The 22,881-nt window shown below is 71.8% G+C and carries 16 protein-coding genes; 13 read left to right on the top strand and 3 right to left on the bottom strand.

Annotation, left to right across the window (positions count from 1 at the left end):
- The first annotated feature begins 506 nt into the window (after positions 1 to 506).
- From ACIQAC_RS35825 to ACIQAC_RS35815, 3 genes are all read left to right on the top strand, one after another.
- Positions 507 to 770 carry a WhiB family transcriptional regulator gene (locus ACIQAC_RS35825; protein WP_030377564.1) on the top strand — a complete coding sequence of 88 codons (264 nt, stop codon included), beginning with the start codon at positions 507 to 509 and terminating at the stop codon, positions 768 to 770.
- Between the two features lie 230 nt (positions 771 to 1,000).
- Positions 1,001 to 4,756, top strand: a complete 3,756-nt coding sequence (locus ACIQAC_RS35820; protein ID WP_402198800.1) for a glycosyltransferase — start codon at positions 1,001 to 1,003, stop codon at positions 4,754 to 4,756.
- Entirely contained in the window at positions 4,753 to 6,219 is a 1,467-nt protein-coding gene (locus ACIQAC_RS35815) for a DUF5719 family protein (protein ID WP_402198797.1), read from the top strand. Before ACIQAC_RS35820 ends, ACIQAC_RS35815 begins: the two co-directional genes overlap by 4 nt.
- Before the next feature lie 122 nt (positions 6,220 to 6,341).
- Here ACIQAC_RS35815 and ACIQAC_RS35810 read toward each other — a convergent pair whose 3' ends face one another.
- Positions 6,342 to 6,788, bottom strand: a complete 447-nt coding sequence (locus tag ACIQAC_RS35810) for a metallopeptidase family protein (protein ID WP_402199060.1) — start codon at positions 6,786 to 6,788, stop codon at positions 6,342 to 6,344.
- Between the two features lie 379 nt (positions 6,789 to 7,167).
- Here ACIQAC_RS35810 and ACIQAC_RS35805 point away from each other — a divergent pair, with 379 nt between their 5' ends.
- The 7 genes from ACIQAC_RS35805 to ACIQAC_RS35775 all read left to right on the top strand — a co-directional run bounded on the left by ACIQAC_RS35805 (position 7,168) and on the right by ACIQAC_RS35775 (position 15,113).
- On the top strand, positions 7,168 to 7,590 hold the full coding sequence (locus ACIQAC_RS35805; RefSeq protein ID WP_402198794.1) for a DUF3499 domain-containing protein: 423 nt from the start codon (positions 7,168 to 7,170) through the stop codon (positions 7,588 to 7,590).
- Positions 7,591 to 7,785: 195 nt separating this feature from the next.
- Positions 7,786 to 9,402 carry an L-lactate permease gene (locus ACIQAC_RS35800; RefSeq protein ID WP_402198793.1) on the top strand — a complete coding sequence of 539 codons (1,617 nt, stop codon included), beginning with the start codon at positions 7,786 to 7,788 and terminating at the stop codon, positions 9,400 to 9,402.
- Positions 9,403 to 9,547: 145 nt separating this feature from the next.
- On the top strand, positions 9,548 to 10,912 hold the full coding sequence (locus ACIQAC_RS35795) for a phosphomannomutase/phosphoglucomutase (RefSeq protein WP_402198790.1): 1,365 nt from the start codon (positions 9,548 to 9,550) through the stop codon (positions 10,910 to 10,912).
- A gap of 386 nt (positions 10,913 to 11,298) precedes the next feature.
- The gene (locus tag ACIQAC_RS35790) at positions 11,299 to 11,469 is read left to right on the top strand and encodes a Trm112 family protein (RefSeq protein ID WP_402198788.1); all 171 of its coding nucleotides are present in this window, start codon (positions 11,299 to 11,301) and stop codon (positions 11,467 to 11,469) included.
- 61 nt (positions 11,470 to 11,530) lie between these two features.
- Positions 11,531 to 12,685, top strand: coding sequence for an SIS domain-containing protein (locus tag ACIQAC_RS35785; protein ID WP_402198785.1), 1,155 nt, complete (start codon positions 11,531 to 11,533; stop codon positions 12,683 to 12,685).
- Positions 12,686 to 12,803: 118 nt separating this feature from the next.
- Positions 12,804 to 13,955, top strand: a complete 1,152-nt coding sequence (manA, locus tag ACIQAC_RS35780) for a mannose-6-phosphate isomerase, class I (RefSeq protein ID WP_402198784.1) — start codon at positions 12,804 to 12,806, stop codon at positions 13,953 to 13,955.
- Positions 13,956 to 14,132: 177 nt separating this feature from the next.
- Positions 14,133 to 15,113 (top strand): cation diffusion facilitator family transporter, encoded by a 981-nt coding sequence (locus ACIQAC_RS35775; RefSeq protein WP_402198782.1) that lies wholly within the window; start codon positions 14,133 to 14,135, stop codon positions 15,111 to 15,113.
- A gap of 198 nt (positions 15,114 to 15,311) precedes the next feature.
- On the opposite strand, the gene ACIQAC_RS35770 is transcribed toward ACIQAC_RS35775, so the two are convergent.
- Positions 15,312 to 17,462, bottom strand: a complete 2,151-nt coding sequence (locus ACIQAC_RS35770) for a fructose-specific PTS transporter subunit EIIC (RefSeq protein ID WP_402198780.1) — start codon at positions 17,460 to 17,462, stop codon at positions 15,312 to 15,314.
- Positions 17,463 to 18,039: 577 nt separating this feature from the next.
- Between ACIQAC_RS35770 and ahcY the strand changes: the two genes are divergently transcribed.
- Positions 18,040 to 19,497 (top strand): adenosylhomocysteinase, encoded by a 1,458-nt coding sequence (gene ahcY / locus ACIQAC_RS35765; RefSeq protein WP_402198778.1) that lies wholly within the window; start codon positions 18,040 to 18,042, stop codon positions 19,495 to 19,497.
- A 145-nt stretch (positions 19,498 to 19,642) separates the two neighbouring features.
- Positions 19,643 to 20,275 carry a hypothetical protein gene (locus ACIQAC_RS35760; RefSeq protein WP_402198775.1) on the top strand — a complete coding sequence of 211 codons (633 nt, stop codon included), beginning with the start codon at positions 19,643 to 19,645 and terminating at the stop codon, positions 20,273 to 20,275.
- A gap of 107 nt (positions 20,276 to 20,382) precedes the next feature.
- On the opposite strand, the gene ACIQAC_RS35755 is transcribed toward ACIQAC_RS35760, so the two are convergent.
- Complete coding sequence (locus ACIQAC_RS35755) at positions 20,383 to 21,384, bottom strand: RDD family protein (protein ID WP_402198773.1); 1,002 nt, start codon at positions 21,382 to 21,384, stop codon at positions 20,383 to 20,385.
- Positions 21,385 to 21,512: 128 nt separating this feature from the next.
- Between ACIQAC_RS35755 and ACIQAC_RS35750 the strand changes: the two genes are divergently transcribed.
- Positions 21,513 to 22,517 carry a stage II sporulation protein M gene (locus tag ACIQAC_RS35750; RefSeq protein ID WP_402198770.1) on the top strand — a complete coding sequence of 335 codons (1,005 nt, stop codon included), beginning with the start codon at positions 21,513 to 21,515 and terminating at the stop codon, positions 22,515 to 22,517.
- Positions 22,518 to 22,881 lie beyond the last annotated feature (364 nt).

Raw genomic sequence — 22,881 nt, 5'->3', positions numbered from 1 at the left:
CGGCGGAGCGGGTCGAGGTGGGCACCAAGTTCGCGAGCATGCCCACAAGGACATCGGTTCACACCTGCACTGTCAACTCGACGCCCGGAATGTGGGACGTCGTTCACCTCATCCGGTTCATCTGTCAGGTGAAAGGTTTGTGCATGGGTTCACCGGGACACATGGCGCACATCCGGTCGCGTGGGGCGCGTGGTGATCCCGTGATCCGAATGTGATCCGATTCGCTTCGTCGCGCGGGTCGGAACGAGATCGAACTCCAGGGCGTCCTCCCCCGTACAGGCGCTGTGCGGGCCGGAGGCCCTCCCGGGTCACCTCTGCGTGTCAAGGTTTATGCCGATTTGAACACTTTCCGCATGGCCTTGGTTCCGCAGAGTGAATAAGGGGCCCAATAGCAGATCTCGGCTTGACTCGCCCGGAGCAGCACACTTGTAATTTCACTCGTGTCGTTCAGCCGGTATCGGTAACGGCCAGATCACGGGGACGCGAAAGACGGACGAGGGGCGCACATGACCGAGCTGGTGGAGCAACTGCTGGTCGACGACGCGGACGAGGAACTCGGCTGGCAGGAGCGGGCGCTGTGCGCCCAGACCGATCCCGAGTCCTTCTTCCCCGAGAAGGGCGGCTCCACCCGCGAGGCGAAGAAGGTCTGCCTCGCCTGTGAGGTCCGCTCCGAATGCCTCGAATACGCGCTCGCGAACGACGAACGCTTCGGAATCTGGGGCGGTCTGTCCGAGCGTGAGCGCCGGAGACTGAAGAAGGCCGCTGTCTGACCGGCGGCACCGCCGTACCGGGAGCCCCGGTCCCCGACGGTCGTGCCGGCGTCGGCAGTCGAACATACGTTGCGAACACGGAGCGAACGGCCCGTCGCGGGTGGGTTGTCCACAGGCGGCGGGTCGTCGTCCTGGTCAGCCGATAGTGTGGGCGCTCGTCCGAGACACCCCGCTGCCCCCACCGGGCACAGGTGTCCACCGCAGTCCACCGAACCGGGGCCCGTACCTCGATGTCCGTGCACAGCCACACGGCCGGCCAGCAGAACCTGGCAGGCACAGCAGCGTTCGACCCGGCAGGCGCGCCGGCCTTCGACCCGGCCCGCGCACCGGAGTTCCCGCGCCACGTCGTGACCGCGGTGCTCGTCTCCCACGACGGCGCCCGCTGGCTCCCCGAGGCGCTCGCCGGACTCCTCGGCCAGGAGCGCCCGGTGCAGGCCGCCGTCGCCGCCGACACCGGCAGCGGCGACGACTCCGCCCGGCTGCTCACCGACGCGCTCGGCCCCGACCGTGTGCTCCACCTCGCCCGCCGCACCGGCTTCGGCCAGGCCGTCGAGGAGGCCCACCGCACGGCCCCCGTCCTCACCCCCGAGGAACTGCCGTACCTGAAGCGGCCCAGCGGCTGGGACCCCGTCACCCGCAGCTGGCGCGACGACGCCTACGACCTGCCCGAGCTCCCGCACGGCGAGCCCGTCCAGTGGCTCTGGCTGCTGCACGACGACAGCGCCCCCGAACCCGACGCCCTGGCCCAGCTGCTGCGCGTCGTGGAGAACGAGATCGAGCTGGGCCGCCACGACGTCGCCGTCGTCGGCCCCAAGCTGCGCGGCTGGTACGACCGGCGCCAGCTCCTGGAGGTCGGCGTCACCATCGCCAACTCCGGCCGCCGCTGGACCGGCCTGGACCGCCGCGAACAGGACCAGGGCCAGCACGACCACGTCCGCACGGTCCTGTCGGTGTCCACCGCCGGCATGCTCGTCCGCCGCGACGTCTACGAACAGCTCGGCGGCTTCGACCGGCGCCTGCCCCTCATGCGCGACGACGTCGACCTGTGCTGGCGCGCGCACACCGCCGGCCACCGCGTCCTCGTCGCCCCCGAGGCGGTCGTACGACACGCCGAGGCTGCCTCCCGCGAGCGCCGCACCGTCGACTGCGTCGGCCGCACCTCCGCCTCCCCGCACAAGGTCGACAAGGCCGGCGCGGTCTACACCCTCCTCGTCAACACACGTACGGCGACGCTCCCCTGGGTCCTGCTGCGCATCGTCCTCGGCACCTTCCTCAGGACCCTCGCCTACCTCGTCGGCAAGGTCCCCGGACAGGCCCTCGACGAGATCCGCGGCCTCATGGGCACCCTGCTGCGCCCCGAGCGGATCATCGCCGGGCGGCGCACGCGCGGAGCGCCGCAGATCGACAAGGGCGAGCTCAGGCAGCTGTTCCCGCCGCCCGGCGCGACCGTGCGGGCCACCGTCGAACAGGCCGCCGGCAGCCTCGTCAGCCGCGAGGACGCCGACGCCACCTCCGGCGCCGGCCGGCACGGTGGCGCGGTCGAGTCCGGACCCGGCGGCGACGACGCCGACTTCCTGGAGATCGAGCAGTTCGTCCGGCTCAAGCGCATCGCCCGCAACCCCGGCCCGATGCTCTTCCTGGTGCTGCTGCTCGTCTCCCTCGTCGCCTGCCGCCAACTCCTCGACAGCGGCTCCCTGGTCGGCGGCGCCCTGCTGCCCGCCCCGGCCGACTCCTCCGAGCTGTGGTCGCGCTACCTCGACGCCTGGCACCCGGTCGAAGCGGGCGGCACCCCGTCCGCGCCGCCCTACCTCGCGCTCCTCGCGATGCTGGCCTCCGTGCTGTTCGGCTCCACCGGACTCGCGATCACCCTGCTGCTGGTCTGCTCGGTGCCCCTGGCCGGCTTCACCGCCTACTTCGCCTCCCGCCCGCTGGTCGAGTCCCGGCTCCTGCGCGCGTGGGCGGCCGTCGTCTACGCCTTCCTGCCCGCAGTCACCGGCGCGCTCGCCGGCGGCCGGCTCGGCACCGCCGTACTCGCCACGCTGCTGCCGCTCATCGCCCGCGCGGCCGTCTCCGCGGGCGGCTTCGCCGGCTCCTCCGGCGCGCGCGGCAGCTGGCGCGCAACCTGGGCGTACGCACTGCTGCTGACGATCACCACCGCGTTCACGCCGATCATCTGGCCCATCGCGCTGGTCCTCGGCATCGGCACGCTCGCCGTGCGCCGCACCGAACTCGGCGCCTACGGCCCGCGTTTCCTCGTCCAGCTCGGCACCCCCCTGCTGGTCCTCGCCCCGTGGTCGCTGTCGCTGCTGCCCTTCGGCTTCTTCCAGGAAGCCGGCCTGGAGTACGGCACCTCCGCCGCCTCCGCCCTCGACCTGCTCGGCGCGGGCCCCGGCGGCCCCGGCACGGTCAACGGCCTGATGCTCATCGGCATCGTGCTGGCCGCGCTCGCCGCCCTGCTGCGCTCCCAGCGCCAGGCCGGCATCCGCACCGCGTGGACGGTCGCCCTGGTCGGCCTGTTCTTCGCGGTCCTGTCCAACACCTCCGCCTGGGCCGGCCCCGCCACCCTCGTCTACGGCCTCGGGCTGCTCGCCGCCGCCGTCCTCGGCGCCGACGGGGCACGCGCGCGGGTCGCCGAACAGAGCTTCGGCTGGCGCCAGCCCGTCGCCGTGCTCATCGCCTTCGCCTCGGCCGCCGGCCCGCTGCTCATCGCCGCCGGCTGGATGCTCCGCGGCGCCGACGACCCGCTCGGACGCGCCGATCCCGTGCAGGTGCCCGCGTTCGTCGCCGAGGAGAGCGGCAACGCCGACCAGGCCCGCACGCTGGTCCTCAACAGCGACTCCACCGCCGAGGTCGGCTACGCCCTCGTGCGCGGCTCCGGCGTCCGCCTCGGCGACGCCGAACTCGCCGCGGCCGACGGCGAGAACGCCCAGCTCGACAAGGTCGTCGCCAACCTCGTCGCCGGTTCCGGCGCCGACCAGGCGGGCCAGCTCGGCGACTTCGCCGTGCGCTACGTCCTCGTCCACAAGGGCGCCCCGCGCGAGGTCAGCCGCGTCCTCGACTCCACCCCGGGCCTCAGCCGCCTCAGCGAGCAGAACGGCGACGCCCTGTGGCAGGTCGACCGCCAGGTCTCCCGCGCGGCGATCGTCCAGGCCTCCGGCACGGGCGAACCCAAGCCCGTCTCCGCCGGACCCGTCGAGATCCACACCGACATCCCGGCCGGCGCCGACGGCCGCGTCCTGCGCCTCGCCGACACCGCCGCCGAGGGCTGGACGGCCACCCTGGACGGCAGGCCGCTCACCCGCACCACCGTCGACGGCTGGGCCCAGGGCTTCGAACTGCCCGCCGCCGGCGGCCGGCTCGACCTCACCTACGACGCCCCGATCAGCCACACCGCCTGGCTGTGGGCCCAGGGCGCGCTCGCCGTGGTCCTCGTGGTGCTCGCCCTGCCGGGCCGCCGCCGGGACATCGACGACGACCTGCCCGAGGAGCCGCAGATCCCCGCGCAGGCCGTCGAGGGCGAGGGCCGCCGCGCCCGCCGCCTGCGCGCCCAGGCCGAGTCCGAGACCGAGACCGACGTCGAAGAGGCCACGGACCAGGGCGACTTCCCGCCCCCGCCCCAGGAGGCGCCCGCCGCCGTGCCGCAGCAGCAGCCCTACGACGAGTGGGACTCCGCGAGCTACGCGGGCGCCGAGTACGGCACCTACGGCGACGGCCAGTACCAGGCCGGCCAGCAACAGCAGCAGTACCCGGCCGGTGGCTACGGCCAGGGGTACCCGCAGGATCCGTACCAGGGCGGCCAGTACGACCCGTACGCGTACGGCGGACAGCCCGGCCAGCCCCAGCAGACGCCGTACGAACAGGGCTACCAGCAGGGCTACGACGCCCCGTACGACCCGTCGCAGCAGTACGACCCCAACGAGCCGTACGACCCGAACAAGCAGTACGACCCGAACGGCAACGAGCGCCCCGACGGGAGCCAGCAGTGAACCGCACGACCCTGTCCCTGTTCGCCGGCGTGGCCGCGCTCGGCGCGCTGGTCGGCTTCGCCTCCGTCTCCGCCCCGGACGCGTCCGGCGAGGAGCCGGCCAAGGCGGCGGCGACACTGCCCGTCGAGCGCAGCAGCCTGGTCTGCCCGGCCCCCAGCACGTCCGACCTCGCCGAGACGACGTACACGTCCTTCACACCCGACACCGAGGGCGCCGGCGACAAGGGCAAGGCCGAACTCCTGCCGGCCACCGGCGACGGCAAGGCGGACAAGCCCGTTCTCGCGCCGAAGCAACCCGGCACTCCGGTCACCGCCGAGAAGTCCGGCGCGGACGCGCCCGCGCTGGCCGGCACCGCCGACGGCAGGCTCGCGCCGGGCTGGACCGTCCAGCAGACCACCGAGGTCACCGCCGGTACCGGCCGCGGCCTCCAGGGGGTCAACTGCGTGGCGCCGGACACCGACTTCTGGTTCCCGGGCGTCAGCACGGACGCCGCCCGCACGGACTACGTCCATCTGGTCAACCCCGACGACTCGGCCGCCGTCGTCGACATCGAGCTCTACGGCAAGGAAGGCGCCCTGGAGTCGGAGGTCGGCGAGGACATCACGGTCAAGCCGCACAGCAGCGAGCCGATCCTGCTGTCGACGCTCACCGACGAGAAGCAGCCCAACCTCACCGTGCACGTCAACGTCCGCAGCGGACGGGTCGGCGCCGCCGTGCAGGCCCTGGACGACAAGCTGGGCGGCGACTGGCTGCCGGCGTCCACCGACCCGGCGGGCAGTCTCGTGGTGCCGGGTATCCCGAAGGACGCCACGGACGTACGTCTGGTGGTCTTCTCGCCCGGTGACTCCGATGCCGACCTCACGCTGCGGCTGGCCTCGCCGTCCGGGCTCATCACCCCGGCCGGAAACGAGACGCTGCACGTCAAGGCGGGTATGACCAGCGCGGTCGATCTCGCCGACGTCACCAAGGGCGAGCCCGGCTCGCTGGTGCTGACGCCGAGCGACGAGTCCGTGCCGGTCGTCGCGGCGGTCCGGGTCATCCGCAGCAAGGGTGCGGAACAGGAGACGGCGTTCATTCCGGCGACCCGGCCCGTGGGCACGCGCGCGACGGTCGTCGACAACACCGCGAAGGGCACGACGCTCTCCCTGACCGCGCCGACGGCCGCCGCCAAGGTCAAGGTCACGGCCTCCGCGGGTACGGAGGGTGGGGAGACGGTGTCGAAGACGTTCGCGGTCAAGTCCGGGACCACACAGGACGTCGATCTTCCGGTGCCGGACGGGCTCAAGGGCACGTATGCGCTGACGCTGGAGCCCGAGGCGGGTGGGGGGCCGGTGTACGCGTCCAGGACCCTCGCGGTGTCGCAGGACGACGTCCCGGCCTTCACCGTGCAGCCCGTCCCGGACGACCGGGGGACGGTGTCGGTACCGGAGGCGAACCAGGACCTTTCGGTCCTCCAGAGGTAGCCGCCGGCAGGTCTGCGGGTGCGGGCCGGTAGGGCCTTGTCGCGCCCGCGCGGCGGAGCCGCGTATCGACACAGCCCCGCGCGCCTGAAAGCCTGCGCAGCGCCGCGCAGGGTGACCCCCGGTCACTCCTCGCCGTAGCGGGGGTCCACTGTCTCCGGGGTCAGGCCCAGCAGCTCCGCGACCTGTTCCACGACCACCTCGTGCACCAGCGCCGCCCGCTCCTCACGAGCCTTCGTGCGGATCTCCACGGGCCGCCGGTAGATCACCACCCGCGCGGGCCGCCCCTCCACGGAGGGAACCGTCCCGCCCAGCGGCACCGCCTCGTCGCTCCACCGCCCGTCCCCGTCCAGCCGCGGCACCTCGAGGACGAGGAAGTCGATCTCGGCGAGCTGCGGCCAGCGCCGCTCAAGGCGTTCCACGGAGTCCTGCACCAGGTCCGCGAAGGCCTCCGCGCGGCTGGCCGAGAGCGGTACCTGGGGTGGCGCGATCGGGCCACGCATACCCCGCCCGTGACGATCACGACGGCGGGGCCCGGGGCCGACGGCGGGGGGCGGTACGGGGGTGTCCATCACTGGTGAAGGGTAGTCCCCGCCGGGCCCCCGTGCCCGACCCCCCGCGCCGCACCGGGACCCCGCACCCCCCACCGGCCGGCCCCCCGACCTGCGCGTCGACCCACGAGGGGCCCGGAACGAGCCGGGCGGCCCGGCGGACAACCGCCAGAACGGACCCGTACGGCATGTCGTCAGATGACCATTCCAGCCAAGGTTGGGCTCGATTCCGTATCTCTCCGAGACCGTCGATCACGAGGCAAATGACGGTGTTTGTGCCGAGTACTGACCGCGTCCGGTTCCGCGGCCCCTCAACTCCGTGCATGTCCATGCAGGTCAGCGGGGTATGACAGGAGTGGCCTGTGGGACGTTTCGCAACACGACACGGTGGAGTGACCTGGTGGAGAGTCGTCGCGGCCCGCTCAAGAGTGCGGTACCGTCCAACGTCGTGAGCCCTGTACGTCGCTGTTCGCGCACCGCTTGCGGCCGTCCCGCCGTAGCGACGCTGACGTACGTCTACGCCGACTCGACCGCGGTCCTCGGCCCGCTCGCGACCTACGCGGAACCCCACTGCTACGACCTGTGCGCCGAGCACTCCGAGCGCCTCACCGCCCCGCGCGGGTGGGAGGTCGTACGGCTCCTGGACGGATCCGCTCCGGCCCGCCCGAGCAGTGACGACCTGGAAGCGCTTGCCAACGCCGTGCGCGAGGCGGCCCGTCCGCAGGAGCGCGCCGCGCAGACCGGCAGTGCCTCGCGCGGGGCCGACCCGATGGAGGTCGCGCGCCGCGGCCATCTGCGGGTTCTGCGCTCACCGGACAACTGACCACGTTGTCGTACCGGTTGACGTAAGCGTCGTCCTACCGCGCGCCCCAGCCCTCTCATTCGTCCCCGCACGCCCATTGACGCGAGCTTGTCGCGGACACGACCATTCCGTACGTCGGAAACGAGAAATCGCTTTCCGCATCTCGGAACGGGATCGGCATACGGCATGCCACGAGGGCGGAGCCGGGAGGCGCGCGTGTACGTCCAGGACCTGGAACCCGTCGCCGGCTCGCTCGGCCTGTCCGCACTGGTGGCGGCCCTGCCCCTGGTGATCGTCCTCGTCCTGCTCGGCGGCGTCCGGATGAAGGCCCACCACGCGGGCCTGATCGGCCTGCTGTCGGCCGTACTCGTCGCCTGGCTCGCGTACGGCATGCCGCTCGGCCAGACGGTCTCCGGGGCCGCACAGGGAGCCGCCTTCGGGCTCTTCCCCATCCTGTGGATCGTCGTCAACGCCCTGTGGGTGTACCGGATGACGGTCCGCACCCGGCACTTCGACATCCTGCGCCGGTCCTTCGGGCGGCTCTCCGACGACCCCCGCATCCAGGCGCTGGTCGTCGCGTTCTGCTTCGGTGCCCTGCTGGAGGCGCTCGCCGGGTTCGGGGCGCCGGTCGCGATCTGCTCGGTGATGCTCGTCGCGCTCGGCTTCGACCCCGTCCGCGCGGCGGTCGTCTCGCTCGTCGCCAACACCGCCCCGGTCGCGTTCGGCGCGATGGGCACCCCGGTCGTGACACTCGCCCAGGTCACCGATCTGCCGCTGGAGGACGTCGCCTCCGTCGTGGGCCGCCAGACACCGCTGCTGGCGCTTGTGGTGCCGCTGGTGCTGATCTGGCTGGTGGACGGCCGGCGCGGGCTGCGCGAGACCTGGGTGCCGGCGCTGGCGTGCGGAATCGCCTTCGCCGTCGCCCAGTTCGCCGCCTCGAACTACGTCTCCGCGCAACTCGCCGACATCGGGGCCGCCCTGGCCGGCGCCGCCGCCCTGGTCGCCGTACCGCAGGCGCGACGGCCGGCTGCCGAGTCCGTACGCGCGGCCGTGCTGACCGGCGCGCGCAGCGAGGAACTCGACGAGGCCGACCCGCGCGGTGAGGTGATCCGCGCGTACGCCCCCTATGCGCTCATCGTCGCGATCTTCTCCGTCGCCCAGATCCCCGTCGTGAAGGACTGGCTGGCCGGGGCGACCCGGACGTACGACTGGCCGTTCCTGAACGTGGTGGATCCCGGCGGCGATCCGGTCGGCGCCAATGTCTTCACCTGGCCGATCGTGTCCACCGGCGGCACGCTCGTCCTGATCGCGGGTGTGCTCACTGCGGTCGTACTCGGGGTGCACGCGCGCGTGGCGGTGAAGGAATGGCTCGCGACCGTCCACGAGTTGAGGTTCGCGATCCTCACCGTGACGTCCGTGCTGGCCCTCGCCTACGTCATGAACCTCTCCGGACAGGCCGCGACCATCGGCCAGTTCGTCGCGGCGGCAGGGGCGGGACTCGCCTTCCTGTCGCCGGTGCTCGGCTGGTTCGGCGTGGCCGTCTCCGGATCCGACACCTCCGCCAACGCGCTCTTCGGCGCACTCCAGGTCAGCGCGGCCCGCGAGTCGGGCCTCTCGCCCGAACTGCTTGCCGCGGCCAACAGTTCCGGCGGGGTACTCGGCAAGATGATCTCGCCGCAGAACCTGACCATCGCCTGCGCCGCGGTCGGTCTCGCCGGCCGCGAGGGGGACCTGCTGCGCAAGGTGCTCCCGTGGAGCCTCGGTCTGCTGCTGGTGATGTGCCTGATCGTGGTCGGCCAGAGCTCCCCGGTCCTCGGGTGGATGCTGCCCTGAGGCTGCCGCCCGTACCGGTCACGTCGATGCGCCACACCACCGGTCCGGGCGGATTCGTGCCGGTGGTCCACACGGTCCGCACAGCGCGCTGTCAGTCCGTGCGGGTAGCTTTGGGTGACCGATAGGACTTTCAGGAGGGTTGGCCGTGACTGCTGATCTGTCGCAGCTCGTGAAGGCTTACGACGTCCGCGGGGTCGTCCCCGACCAGTGGGACGAGTCGCTGGCCGAACTCTTCGGGGCCGCCTTCGCCCGGGTGACGGGCGCGGACGCGATCGTGACCGGGCACGACATGCGGCCCTCGTCCCCGGGCCTGTCCGCCGCCTTCGCGCGCGGCGCGGCGGCGCTCGGCGTCGACGTCACCGAGATCGGCCTGTGCTCCACCGACCAGCTGTACTACGCCTCCGGGGCGCTCGATCTGCCCGGCGCGATGTTCACGGCGTCCCACAACCCCGCGAAGTACAACGGAATCAAGATGTGCCGCGCGGGCGCCGCTCCGGTCGGCCAGGACACCGGGCTCACGGAGATCCGCGAACTCGTCGAGCGGTGGAGCGAGTCGGGCGCCCCCGAGCCGACCGCCACGACCGGCACGATCACGCGCCGGGACACGCTGAAGGACTACGCGGCCCATCTGCGCTCCCTCGTCGACCTCACCGCCATCCGCCCCCTGAAGGTCGTCGTCGACGCGGGCAACGGCATGGGCGGGCACACCGTCCCGACCGTCTTCGAGGGCCTGCCGCTGGACCTCGTGCCGATGTACTTCGAACTGGACGGCACGTTCCCGAACCACGAGGCCAACCCGCTGGACCCGGCGAACATCATCGACCTCCAGGCGCGCGTGCGGGCCGAGGGCGCCGACCTCGGCATCGCGTTCGACGGTGACGCCGACCGCTGCTTCGTCGTCGACGAGAACGGCGACCCGGTCTCCCCGTCGGCGATCACCGCGCTCGTCGCCGCGCGCGAGCTGGCGCGCTACGGCGGCAAGGGCACCGTCATCCACAACCTGATCACGTCCTGGACGGTCCCGGAGGTCGTCAAGGAGAACGGCGGCACACCCGTCCGCACCCGCGTCGGGCACTCGTTCATCAAGGCCGAGATGGCCAAGTCCGGTGCGATCTTCGGCGGCGAGCACTCCGCGCACTACTACTTCAAGGACTTCTGGAACGCCGACACGGGCATGCTGGCCGCGCTGCACGTGCTGGCCGCGCTCGGCGGGCAGGAGGGGACGCTGTCCGGGCTCGTCGCCCAGTACGACCGCTATGCCGGGTCCGGCGAGATCAACTCCACGGTCGACGACCAGCAGGGGCGGCTCGCCGCGATCCGCTCCGCGTACGAGGGGCGTGAGGGGGTCGCCCTCGACGAGCTCGACGGTCTTACCGTCACGGCGGCCGACTGGTGGTTCAACGTCCGGCCCTCCAACACGGAGCCGCTCCTGCGGCTGAACGCGGAGGCGCGTGACGAGGCGACGATGACGAAGATCCGCGACGAGGCACTGGCAATCATCAGAGGCTGACGGGGTATGTGGCCTGCGGCCGGCCGGCCGGCCGGCTGGGCGGCTGGGCGGGCAGGGTCTCAGGTCCGGGTGCGGGCCGGTGGGGGCTGGTCGCGCAGTTCCCCGCGCCCCTAAAAACAAAAGCCGATCCCGCGTAGCCGCGGGCAATCGTGTCGCCTGGGGCGATGGGGGAGGGTGGGCGCGGCGGCACCCCGTCGCGCCGGGCTGCGCAACGCCCCCGCCGCCCAGCCCCCACCCCGGGCACCCGGCACAACCCCGGTCAGGGCAACGCCCCTCACCAAGGCACCCGGCCCCCCGCCCAGGCACCGGCACCCCACGACCCGCCCCCACGGCGGTACCCTGACCAGGCCGTACGACAGCCCACCCCCGACCCCGAAGGACCCCTCATGCCGCTCGAAGCCGGCCTCCTGGAGATCCTCGCCTGCCCGGCCTGCCACGCCCCTCTCAAGGAGCAGGACACCGAGCTGATCTGCACGTCAGACGAGTGCGGCCTGGCGTACCCCGTCCGCGACGACATCCCCGTCCTCCTCGTGGACGAGGCCCGCCGCCCCGCGTAGACGCACACCACCCACGCGCAAGTCCACACACCCGGCGCGACCCACTCGGAGGCTGCCGCTCATGCTCGACGAGTCGCTGCTCGACACCCCAGAGGCCCTCGCGGACGCGGACCACCGCGGCCTCCTGCGCGGCGCGGCGGAAGCAGGAGCCAGAGTCCGCACCGCGGCCCGGCACGCCGCCGAGGCAGGCGTCACCGACCTCAAGCCCGACGGCCGCCCCCGCGCGGTCCTCATCGCCGGCCCCGGCGCCGCCGCGATCTGCGTCGCCGACCTCCTCGGCACCCTCGCGGGCCCCGGCAGCCCGGTCATCCGCCTCGCCCCCACCGGCGTCGCCCCCGCCGCGGGCGCCCTGCGCTGGGAGGTCCCCGGCTGGGCGGGCAACCTCGACCTGCTGCTCATCGCCACCCCCGACGGCACCGAGCCCGGCCTGTCCCTGCTCGCCGACCAGGCCTACCGCCGCGGCAGTACCGTCGTCGCCGTGGCCCCGGCCGGCACCCCGCTCGCCGAGGCGGTGGCGTCCGCGCACGGCATGTTCGTACCGCTGGCGATCGCCCCGTACGAGCAGGACGAGCCCGAGGAACTCGCCGCGTCCGCGCCCGGCGTCCTGTGGGCCCTGCTCACCCCGCTCCTCGCGCTCCTGGACCGCGTCGGCCTGCTCTCCGCCCCCGCCGACGCCCTGGAGAAGGTCGCCGACCGCCTCGACCGGGTCGCCGAGCGCTGCGGTCCCGCCATCGCCACCTACAGCAACCCGGCGAAGACCCTGGCCTCCGAGCTGGCCGACTCCCTGCCGGTGATCTGGACCGAGGGCACCTCGGCCGGTCCGGCGGGCCGCCGCTTCGCCGCCGCGCTCGCCGAACTCGCGGGCCGCCCCGCGATGGTCGCCGAACTCCCCGAGGCGCTGTCCGCGCACAGCGCCCTGCTCGCCGGACCGCTCGCCGCCAGCGCCGACCCCGACGACTTCTTCCGCGACCGCGTGGAGGAGGCGCCCGCACTGCACGCACGCGTGGTGCTGCTCCGGGACCGCCCGATCGGCGGCCTCACCGCCGCGCCCTCCGCCCGTGAACTGGCCCTCGGCCACGACACGCCGATCAGCGAGCTGGAGCCGGAGGAGGGCGGCGAACTGGAGACCCTCGCCGAGCTGATCGCCACCACGGATTTCGCCGCCGTTTACCTGGCGCTCGCCGCGGGGGCCACAACCGGTCCAGGGACGCCCTGATCGTCGTACGAACACCGGACGTACGAACACCGCACATACGAACACCCTGCGACGTACGCGAAGCCGCACGCCACCCACCCAGCCCTACGCGACACCGAGAACCCGGCAGAGAGACACGATGGACCGCCTCGACAACACCGTCCGCCCCTACGCCTGGGGTTCCACCACCGCGATCCCGCAGCTGCTCGGCGTCGCACCGACCGGCGAGCCGCAGGCGGAGATGTGGATGGGCGCCCACCCCGGCGCCCCGTCCCGCACCCCGCGCGGCACGCTCGTCGAGATCGTCGACGCCGACCCGGAGAAGGAGCTGGGCGCGGCCGCCGTCGCCAAGTTCGGCCCCCGGCTGCCCTTCCTGCTGAAGCTCCTCGCCGCCGGCGCTCCGCTCTCCGTCCAGGTGCACCCCAACCTGGAGCAGGCCAGGGAGGGTTACGCGGACGAGGAGCGCCGCGGCATCCCCATCGACGCCCCGCACCGCAACTACAAGGACGCCAACCACAAGCCCGAACTCATCTGCGCGCTCACCGAGTTCGACGGCCTGTGCGGTTTCCGCCCCCCGCTGGAGGCCGCCGCCGCGCTCGACCACCTCGGCGTCGACTCCCTCAAGCCCTACGTCGACCTGCTGCACGCGCGGCCCGAGGACGCGGCCCTGCGCGAGGTCCTCACCGCCGTACTCACCGCGGACCGCGCCGAGATGGCCCACACCGTGACCGAGGCCGCGGCGGCCTGCGTACGCATCGGCGGCCATTACACGCCGTACGCCGGCATCGCCCACCACTTCCCGGGCGACCCCGGTGTGATCGCCGCGATGCTGCTCAACCACGTCCGCCTCCAGCCCGGCGAGGCCCTCTACCTCGGCGCCGGCATCCCGCACGCCTACCTCAGCGGCCTCGGCGTCGAGATCATGGCCAACTCCGACAACGTGCTGCGCTGCGGACTGACCCCCAAGCACGTCGACGTACCCGAACTCCTGCGCGTCGTCCGCTTCGAGTCGAGCGACCCCGGTGTGCTGCGCCCGGAGGCCGCCCCGGATGGCGAGGAGGTCTACGACACCCCCATCGACGAGTTCCGGCTGTCGCGGTACGTCCTTCCCAAGGGCGGCGCCGGCCACGACCTCACCCGCGCCACCCCGCAGATCCTGCTCTGCACGGCCGGCACGGTCCGGGCCGGCGACGACGAACTGACGCCCGGCCAGTCGGTCTTCGTTCCGGCGGGCGAAACGGCCGAAGTGTCAGGTACCGGCACGTTGTTCCGCGCCACGGTCGTCGCCTGAGCGCATCCGCGCCACATTCGCGGCAGATCCCCGGCACATCCGTGTGAGCGAAGTGGCCGCCCGGCACGCCAGTGTCGTAAGGGGCTGCAACAATGGCCCACCGGCAAAGGCCGGGCAAAGCCCACAACGGGCGCAGAGCCCTGGACGGCGTACGTACGAAGGGAACACGCGAACCACATGAGCGCGTCAGGCGGCACCAAGGCGATCGTGGCGGCACTGCTCGCCAACCTCTCGATCGCGGTAGCGAAGTTCGTGGCGTTCCTCTTCAGCGGCTCGTCCTCGATGCTCGCGGAGTCGGTGCACTCGCTCGCCGACTCCGGCAACCAGGGACTCCTGCTGCTCGGCGGCAAGCGGGCGCAGCGCGAGGCGACCCCCCAGCACCCGTTCGGCTACGGCCGCGAGCGCTACATCTACGCCTTCCTCGTCTCCATCGTGCTGTTCTCGGTCGGCGGCATGTTCGCCATCTACGAGGGCTACGAGAAGATCAAGCACCCGCACGAGATCGAGCACTGGTACTGGCCGGTGGGCGTCCTCGTCTTCGCGATCATCGCCGAGACCTTCTCCTTCCGTACGGCGATCAAGGAGTCCAACACCCTGCGCGGGGGCAAGTCCTGGAAGGAGTTCGTCCGGCACGCCAAGGCACCCGAGCTGCCGGTCGTCCTCCTGGAGGACCTCGGCGCGCTCGTCGGTCTGGTCCTCGCCCTCGGTGGCGTCAGCATCGCGCTGGCCACCGGCGACGGCGTCTGGGACGGCATCGGCACCCTGTGCATCGGCATCCTGCTCATCGTGATCGCGCTCGTCCTGGCCGTGGAGACCAAGTCGCTGCTGCTCGGTGAGGCGGCGGGCCTGGAGGACGTCCGGAAGATCGAGGCCGCGATCGTCGACGGTGACACCGTCACCAGCATCATCCACATGCGCACCCTGCACCTCGGTCCCGAGGAACTGCTGGTCGCCGCGAAGATCGCCGTCCAGCACGACGAGACGGCCACCGAGGTCGCCCGGGCCATCGACGCCGCCGAGTCCCGCATCCGCGAGGCCGTGCCGATCGCCCGTGTCATCTACCTCGAACCCGACGTCTACCGCGAGTCCGAGGCCGCCAAGGGCCCGGACCCCGAGGCCGCCCCGGGCGGACCGGCCCAGCACCCCGGCGGTCACTGACCCCGGTTCCCACGACGTACGCGGGGCCCGCCGGCTGTCCGGCGGGCCCCGCCGTCATCCCGGCACGGTCGCCGCCCGGTACTCCGTGGCCGGCCCGATCCCGCACACCCCGCCGGCGGGAGAGCCTGGCAGGGGGCAGGGGGCAGGGGGCAGGGGGCAGGGGCGAGGGGGGATCGCTCCGGTACCGATCCCGTACGGCTATCCCACCTCGCGCAGGACGTCCAGCGCTGCCCGCTCGTCCGCCGCGGCCGCGAGCCGCTGCCGGAACTCCGGGTCCATCAGCTTCCGCGACAGCAGTGCGAGAATCCGCAGATGCTCGTCGCCCGCGGCGGCCTCCGGCACGGCGATCATAAAGACCAGCCTGGCCTTCGTACCGTCCAGCGACCCCCACTCGACGCCCTCGGCGGACCGCGCGAACCCCACGACCGGCGCGGTGACCGCGTCCGTCTTGGCATGCGGGATCGCGATCTCCTCACCGAGCCCGGTCGTGCCCTGCTCCTCGCGCCGGAGCGCGGTCGCCACCAGCTCGTCGACGTCCGCGACCCGGCCCGTACCGGCCAGCAGCCCGGCCATCTCCCGGATGGCGGCCTCCTTGTCGCCCGCGTCGAGCCCCACCTTCACGGTCCGCAGGGTCAGATACCCGGACAGCACGCCGTCGTCCGCCCGCGCATCACCCTCTGACGGGGCCTGGGTCGCCGTCCCGGCTCCACCCGCCACGGCCTCGGCTGACGCCGGCGCACTCCCCGCAGCACGCGCCCCCGGCACCCGTACGGACTTCTCCCCTACGGTCTTCTCGGCCACGGCAGTACCCGCGCCCGCCCCCACCAGCGCCGGCTCAAGACCACCCACGCCGCCGGTGACCGGCGCACCCCGCCGCTTGCGCTCGGCGAGGTCGACGAGCGCGACCGTGGTCAGCGCCGTGACGACCGAGCCGATCACCACGGCCACGAAGAACATCGGTACGCCGCCCACCGCGCCCAGCACCGCCACGATCGGCCCGCCGTGCGGCACCGCGTCCTCCACGCCGGCCTGTCCGGCGATCGCGCCGGCCACCGCGCCGCCGAGCATGTTGGCCGGGATGACCTGCGCCGGCCGCGCCGCCGCGAACGGGATCGCGCCCTCCGAGATGCCGAAGCACCCCATGAACAGCGCCGCGAGCCCGGTCTCCCGCTCCTGCTCGGAGTAGAGCCGCTTGCGGACGAGCGTGGCCAGGCCCTGGCCCAGCGGCATCACCGGGATCGCGGCGGCGCACATGCCCATCACCGTCTGGTTGCCGGTCGCGATGAGGCCCGCGCCGAACAGGAACGCTGTCTTGTTGACCGGCCCGCCCATGTCGAACGCGATCATCAGCCCCAGGATCGCGCCCAGCAGGATCGCGCTGGTGCCGGTCATCCCGCTGAGCCAGTCCGTGAGGTGCTCGAAGACCCAGGAGATCGGCTTGCCGATGACGTAGATGAAGAACAGTCCGAGCGCCGTCGTTGCCACGATCGGGATCACGATGATCGGCATGATCGGCCGGACGAACTTCGGCACCTCGACCTTCTTGATCCACACCACCAGATACCCGGCGAGGAAGCCGGTCACGATCGCCCCGATGAAACCCGCTCCGGCCTTGGAGTCGTACAGCTCACCGGTGTTGGCGATCCAGCCGCCGATCATGCCCGGCACCAGCGCGGGCCGGTCGCCGATCGCGTAGGCGATGTAGCCCGACAGGATCGGCACCATCAGCGTGAAGCCGATGACGCCGATGTTGTTGACGTCCATCCAGAAGGAGTCCTCCGGGATGACCAGACCGCCGGACGGGTCGGTGTTGCCGCCGAGCGACAGCGATATCGCGATCAGCAGCCCGCCGACCACCACGAACGGGATCATGTAACTGACGCCGTTCATCAGCGCCTTGTACGCGACACTCCGTTCCTTGCCGCCGCCCGAGGCCCCGGACCCCGACGCCGTCCCGGCCGCCGAGCCGGCTCCCGGACCGCCGGGCGGGAGCACGGGCGCCGACGCCACCTGCTCGATCAGCCGCTCGGGCTGCCGGATGCCCTCCGCCACGCCCACCTTGAGGACCCGCTTGCCCGCGAACCGGCTCAGGTCCACGTCCTTGTCCGCGGCGACGATGATCCCGTCAGCGGATCTGACATCGTTGTCACTCAGTACGTTTTCGGCCCCGATGGAACCTTGTGTCTCCACCTTCATCTCGATGCCGAGGCTCTGCGCGGCCTGCGCGAGCTTCTCCGCCGCCATGTAGGTGTGTGCGATGCCGGTCGGGCACGCGGTCACCGCAAGCAGCCTCACCTGCCTCTGCTTGCCATCGCCGCCTGTGGGGGGAGGGCCGGCCGGACTGGTCACATTGATCTCCTCACGCCTTCGTCGTGCGGACACGCCTGCCCCGAACCTCGCCGGGAAACCGTCCCGACGACGTCCCGTGAGCCGGCTCGGCGCCTCCGCTCTCCCGGCATCCTGCAACACCCGCTCCTCGGCTCAAAGGCGAGAAAGTGCCGGTTCGTACCGTTCTGTTGGCTCCTGTTCTCCCGTTCGTGCGTGTCCTGTTGTCGCCGTCGTGACCATCCGGCCGTTCGCCTCGGCCCCTCACCCCCTCGTCCCGCGGAACGCACCTGGTCGCCCGGCGGACCCGCCCGCACCGGCCGGGCGGACGCGCCGGCGCCGGCCCCCACGATCGGCTTGTTCTCTTCGCGGACGGGCTGGGGTCGGCCGGGCCTACCGGTGTAGCTTGGGACGAAGCCAGACGTCGCTGCTGATGGCGGTCGGTCGGTCCCCACGAGGACCGGCCGAGGGAGAGAGGGCCTCCGACGGACTGCGCTGCGCGTACGCGGGCATCCCTGTGTCCTCTTTTCGGACACCCCTGTGTCCGCCGCCGCGCAGAACAGCCCTGACCACCTCGTCCCAACCCGAGGAGCAGCACTCCATGACGACTGTCGAAAACCGACAGGACTTCAAGGTCGCCGACCTCTCCCTGGCCGACTTCGGCCGCAAGGAGATCACCCTCGCCGAGCACGAGATGCCCGGCCTGATGGCGATCCGCCGGGAGTACGCGGAGGCGCAGCCGCTGGCCGGCGCCCGCGTCACCGGCTCCCTGCACATGACCGTGCAGACCGCCGTTCTGATCGAGACCCTGGTCGCCCTGGGCGCCGAGGTCCGCTGGGCGTCCTGCAACATCTTCTCCACCCAGGACCACGCGGCCGCCGCCATCGCCGTCGGCCCGAACGGCACGGTCGACAACCCCCAGGGTGTCCCCGTCTTCGCCTGGAAGGGCGAGACCCTCGAGGAGTACTGGTGGTGCACGGAGCAGGCGCTGACCTGGCCGAACACCCCCACCGGCGGCCCCAACATGATCCTCGACGACGGTGGTGACGCCACTCTCCTCGTGCACAAGGGCGTCGAGTACGAGAAGGACGGCAAGGTCCCGTCCGTCGACACCGCCGACAGCGACGAGGGCCGCGTCGTCCTCGAACTCCTGCACCGCACCATCTCGGACGGCTCCCAGAAGTGGACCCAGCTGGCCTCCGAGATCCGCGGTGTGACCGAGGAGACCACCACGGGCGTCCACCGCCTGTACGAGATGCAGCGTGACGGCGAGCTCCTCTTCCCGGCGATCAACGTCAACGACGCCGTGACGAAGTCGAAGTTCGACAACAAGTACGGCTGCCGCCACTCCCTGATCGACGGCATCAACCGCGCCACCGACGTCCTCATCGGCGGCAAGACCGCGGTCGTCTTCGGCTACGGCGACGTGGGCAAGGGCTGTGCGGAGTCCCTGCGCGGACAGGGCGCCCGCGTGATCATCACCGAGATCGACCCGATCTGCGCGCTCCAGGCGGCGATGGACGGCTACCAGGTCACCACGCTCGACGAGGTCGTCGAGAAGGCCGACATCTTCGTCACCACGACCGGCAACAAGGACATCATCATGGCCGCCGACATGGCCAAGATGAAGCACCAGGCCATCGTCGGCAACATCGGCCACTTCGACAACGAGATCGACATGGCGGGTCTGGCCAAGACGCCGGGCATCGTCAAGGACGAGGTCAAGCCGCAGGTCCACACCTGGACCTACCCCGACGGCAAGGTCCTGATCGTGCTGTCCGAGGGCCGCCTGCTGAACCTGGGCAACGCCACCGGCCACCCCTCGTTCGTGATGTCCAACTCGTTCGCGGACCAGACCCTGGCCCAGATCGAGCTGTTCACCAAGCAGTCCGAGTACCCCACCGGTGTCTACGTGCTGCCCAAGCACCTCGACGAGAAGGTCGCCCGTCTCCACCTCGACGCCCTCGGCGTCAAGCTGACGACGCTGCGCAAGGAGCAGGCCGACTACATCGGCGTGCCGGTCGAGGGCCCGTACAAGTCGGACCACTACCGCTACTGAGTCCGGCAGCCCCGCCCGCCGTGGACGCGTCCGTGCACTGACGCGTCCGCCGGCGGCCGGCTTCCCGGTTCCTCAAGGACAGGCCCCCGCACCCCCGTGCCGGGGGCCTGTCCCGTTGGCCGACCCGTCAGAACCCAGGACCCCCATGCCCCGCGGCCGTTATTCGCTCCATGATCCGCACGATCACACCCCCCTCGCAGAAGAGCACTTCCAGTGCGCCCCCGGCCCCTCCGGCTGGCGCTATGTCTCGCAGCTGACCGCCCCCTCGGGCGACCACACGGGCTCCGTCGACCTCGCCCTCGACGAACTCGGCCGTCCCATCCGCCTCGAACTCCACGCGGCGAGCTGGCAGGTACGTGGCGCCGCCCTCGACGGCGTCACCTGGGTCCGTACGGACCCGACCGGCACTCGTGCCACCGAAGGCAACGTGCGCGCCCACGCCTTCACCGGCACATCTCCCGCGTTCCTCGTCGCCACCGCCCGGCTCCTGCGCCTCACCCCTTCCTCTGCCGCTTCACCGACCCCACCCGCGACCCGCGTCCGCCTGGTCGCCTTCACCGACCCGGTCCTCGCCCCCCGCACCGTGGACCAGTCCTGGGCCTTGCTGAAAAGAGAAGCACACGGCACTGACAACGCCCCCCTGACCGTGGACGAATACCAGGTCACAGCCCTGGACACGGGGGAGCAGCACACCGTCCACATCGCCGGTGACGTGGTCCTGGCGGCCCCCGGAATCGAGCTGGAGGACCTGGAGACGCCGCCTTCGGTGTTCGGGTGAGGCGAGGGGGGATCCGGGGTTCGGGACCGGGGTCCGGGTCCGGGTCCGGGGTTCGGGTCCGGGGTTCGGGTAGTGCGACGGGGATCCGCTCCGTATCGGAGGTGCTGCTACGCCGGGGGCACGAAGCCGGTCGTGGGCCGTTCCGCCGGCCGGGGGCTGTCCTGCGGTGCCGCGGGACCGGCGGAATCGATGTGACGGGCGGGCACGGCGTCCTGCGGCTGACCGGCGGGCGGGGCCGGCACCTGTGCGGTGGGCGGAACCGGTACGTGCCCGACCGGCGGTGGGGTCGGGTACCCGGCGGGAGAAGAGGGCGGCACACCCTGACCGACCTCGCCCTGCCACCTCCGCGCCTCCGCCGCCCCGTTCGCCGCCGCGCGCTGCAACTCCCGGGCCTGCCGCTCCTGAAGCACCGCCGACAGATACGCGGCCGGCGGTATGCCCTGCGGCGCCGGAGCCCCCGTACGTTCCGCGACATCCGCCGTCAACCGCTCCGCCATGGCCCAGCCGACCTGCGGATCCAGCTGCTGCATCCGGGTCAGGTACTGCCTGACGGCGAGCCACAGACTGTCCGGGACCGCCGAGAGGTCCAGGCCGGCGAACCGACCGGCCAGCCAGGGCGGAGCCGGTGGCAGATGGCCGACCTGCCCGGCAGGCACCCGCTCCCGGACGACCAACGTGCCGGCGAACACGTCCCCGAGCCGCCGCCCGCGCGCGGAGACCAGCGACGCGATACACGCGACGACGCCGAACGTCATCAGGATCTCGATCACCCCGATCGCCCCACGCACCAGCGCGTGCCGGAACCGGATCGGCCCACCGTCGTCCCGCACCACCCGCAGCCCACAGGCGAGCTTGCCCAGCGAACGCCCGTGAGTGAGCGTCTCCACGGCTATCGGCCCGCCCACCAGCACCAGCACGAACGCAGCGATCGACAGCGCCATCTGCGCCGCCTCGTCCAGCCCGGAAGCCCCGATCACCAGCCCCAGGGTCACGATGAAGTACGCGACAAAGGCCACCAGCAGGTCGAGCAGTACCGCCAGCGCCCTGCTCGGCAGCTTCGCCGGGCGCAGCTCCAACGCCACCGCCTCGCCCGTCACCAGCTCGTTCACGCCCGACGTCCTTCCCTGGCCTGCCTCAAGAGCGATCAGTCTGCCAAGCTGAAGGCGCATGGCACCCCAGTAGGACAAGCTGACATCCACCAGGATCCCCGACGAGCGGCCGAGGAGCAGGCACACCGATGGACCTCGACGTCTTCGTCTCCGCCCATCGGGCGGAATGGGACCGCCTGGACGCCCTGCTCCAGCGCCGCCGTCTCAACGGCGCCGAGGCCGACGAACTGGTCGCCCTCTACCAACGCACCGCCACACATCTCTCGCTGATCCAGTCCAGCGCCCCCGACCCGCAGCTGACGGGCCGGCTCAGCCAACTCGTGGCACGCGCACGTAGTGCCGTCACAGGAACCCGACGCGCCTCATGGCGCGATGTCACCCACTTCCTGGCGTACGGCTTCCCCGCCGCGGTCTACCGATCCCGGCACTGGTGGGTCCCCACCGCGCTGCTCTCCACCCTGGTGGCGGCGCTGTTCGGCTGGTGGATCGGCACGCATCCCGAGGTACAGGCCTCCATAGCCGCGCCGGACGAACTCCGTGAACTCACCCGCCCCGGCGGCCAGTACGAGACGTACTACTCCAGCCATCCCGCGGCCTCCTTCGCCGCCCAGGTCTGGACGAACAACGCCCAGGCAGCCGCCCTGTGCCTGGTCCTGGGCGTCTTCCTGGGCCTGCCGGTCCTCTGGGTCCTCCTCACGAACATGCTCAACCTGGGGGTCGGCTTCGGCCTGATGTCGTCGGCGGGCCGGCTCGACACCTTCCTCGGCCTGGTCCTCCCGCACGGCCTGCTGGAACTGACCGCCGTCTTCGTCGCCGCCGGCACCGGCCTGCGCCTCGGCTGGACCGTCATCGACCCCGGCCCACGCACTCGCCGCACGGCACTGGCGGAAGAAGGCAGAGCCGCGGTGGGCATGGCGATCGGCCTCGCCCTGGTGCTCTTCATCTCCGGCGCCATCGAGGGCTTCGTCACCCCGTCGGGCCTCCCCACCTGGGCCCGCATCACCATCGGCGTCGCCGCCGAACTGGTCTTTCTGGCCTACGTGTACGTCCTGGGCGGCCGTGCGGCGCGCAGCGGTACAACGGGCGACCTGGACGCGGCCGAGCGCAGCGCCACGGTGCCGACGGCGGCCTGAGCCCGCTCTGCCGTGCGCCCGCTGTTGGCTGATGTGCGGACAGGTCTGCTGAGCTGCTAGTCTCCTCTTCGCCCCGCAGGAGCCGTTGACACGGACCAGGCGGGGAGGTAGATTCGAACAGTTGCCTGGAACTGGATGAAGTCCGGTCGGCGACAATCTGAATCCATCTGCTTCCTCAAGTCGTCTCCTCGACTCTTCGAGATTCGACTTCGATGAGGCGTCCCCCCGATTAATGGGAAATGGAAGGCCGGTAAGACCGGCCCGAAGCTTCTGATAAAGTCGGAACCGCCGGAAAGGGAAACGCGAGAGCGAGAACCTGGAAAGCACCGAGGAAATCGGATCGGGAAACGGTCTGATAGAGTCG

Origin of the sequence: Streptomyces sp. NPDC088387, from assembly GCF_044753385.1 — a bacterium.
GTDB lineage: Bacteria > Actinomycetota > Actinomycetes > Streptomycetales > Streptomycetaceae > Streptomyces.
Note: the sequence above shows the minus strand (reverse complement) of the source record. Positions and strands in the feature narration are given on the sequence as shown.

What these genes read in the sequence shown, in the direction of transcription:
- ACIQAC_RS35820 (WP_402198800.1), top strand. Translation starts at nt 1,001, where the DNA reads ATGTCCGTGCACAGCCACACGGCCGGCCAGCAGAACCTGGCAGGCACA.
- ACIQAC_RS35760 (WP_402198775.1), top strand. Translation starts at nt 19,643, where the DNA reads ATGCCCCGCGGCCGTTATTCGCTCCATGATCCGCACGATCACACCCCC.
- ACIQAC_RS35750 (WP_402198770.1), top strand. Translation starts at nt 21,513, where the DNA reads ATGGACCTCGACGTCTTCGTCTCCGCCCATCGGGCGGAATGGGACCGC.
- ACIQAC_RS35775 (WP_402198782.1), top strand. Translation starts at nt 14,133, where the DNA reads ATGAGCGCGTCAGGCGGCACCAAGGCGATCGTGGCGGCACTGCTCGCC.
- ACIQAC_RS35825 (WP_030377564.1), top strand. Translation starts at nt 507, where the DNA reads ATGACCGAGCTGGTGGAGCAACTGCTGGTCGACGACGCGGACGAGGAA.
- ACIQAC_RS35790 (WP_402198788.1), top strand. Translation starts at nt 11,299, where the DNA reads ATGCCGCTCGAAGCCGGCCTCCTGGAGATCCTCGCCTGCCCGGCCTGC.
- ACIQAC_RS35810 (WP_402199060.1), bottom strand. Translation starts at nt 6,788, where the DNA reads ATGGACACCCCCGTACCGCCCCCCGCCGTCGGCCCCGGGCCCCGCCGT.
- ACIQAC_RS35785 (WP_402198785.1), top strand. Translation starts at nt 11,531, where the DNA reads ATGCTCGACGAGTCGCTGCTCGACACCCCAGAGGCCCTCGCGGACGCG.
- ahcY (WP_402198778.1), top strand. Translation starts at nt 18,040, where the DNA reads ATGACGACTGTCGAAAACCGACAGGACTTCAAGGTCGCCGACCTCTCC.
- manA (WP_402198784.1), top strand. Translation starts at nt 12,804, where the DNA reads ATGGACCGCCTCGACAACACCGTCCGCCCCTACGCCTGGGGTTCCACC.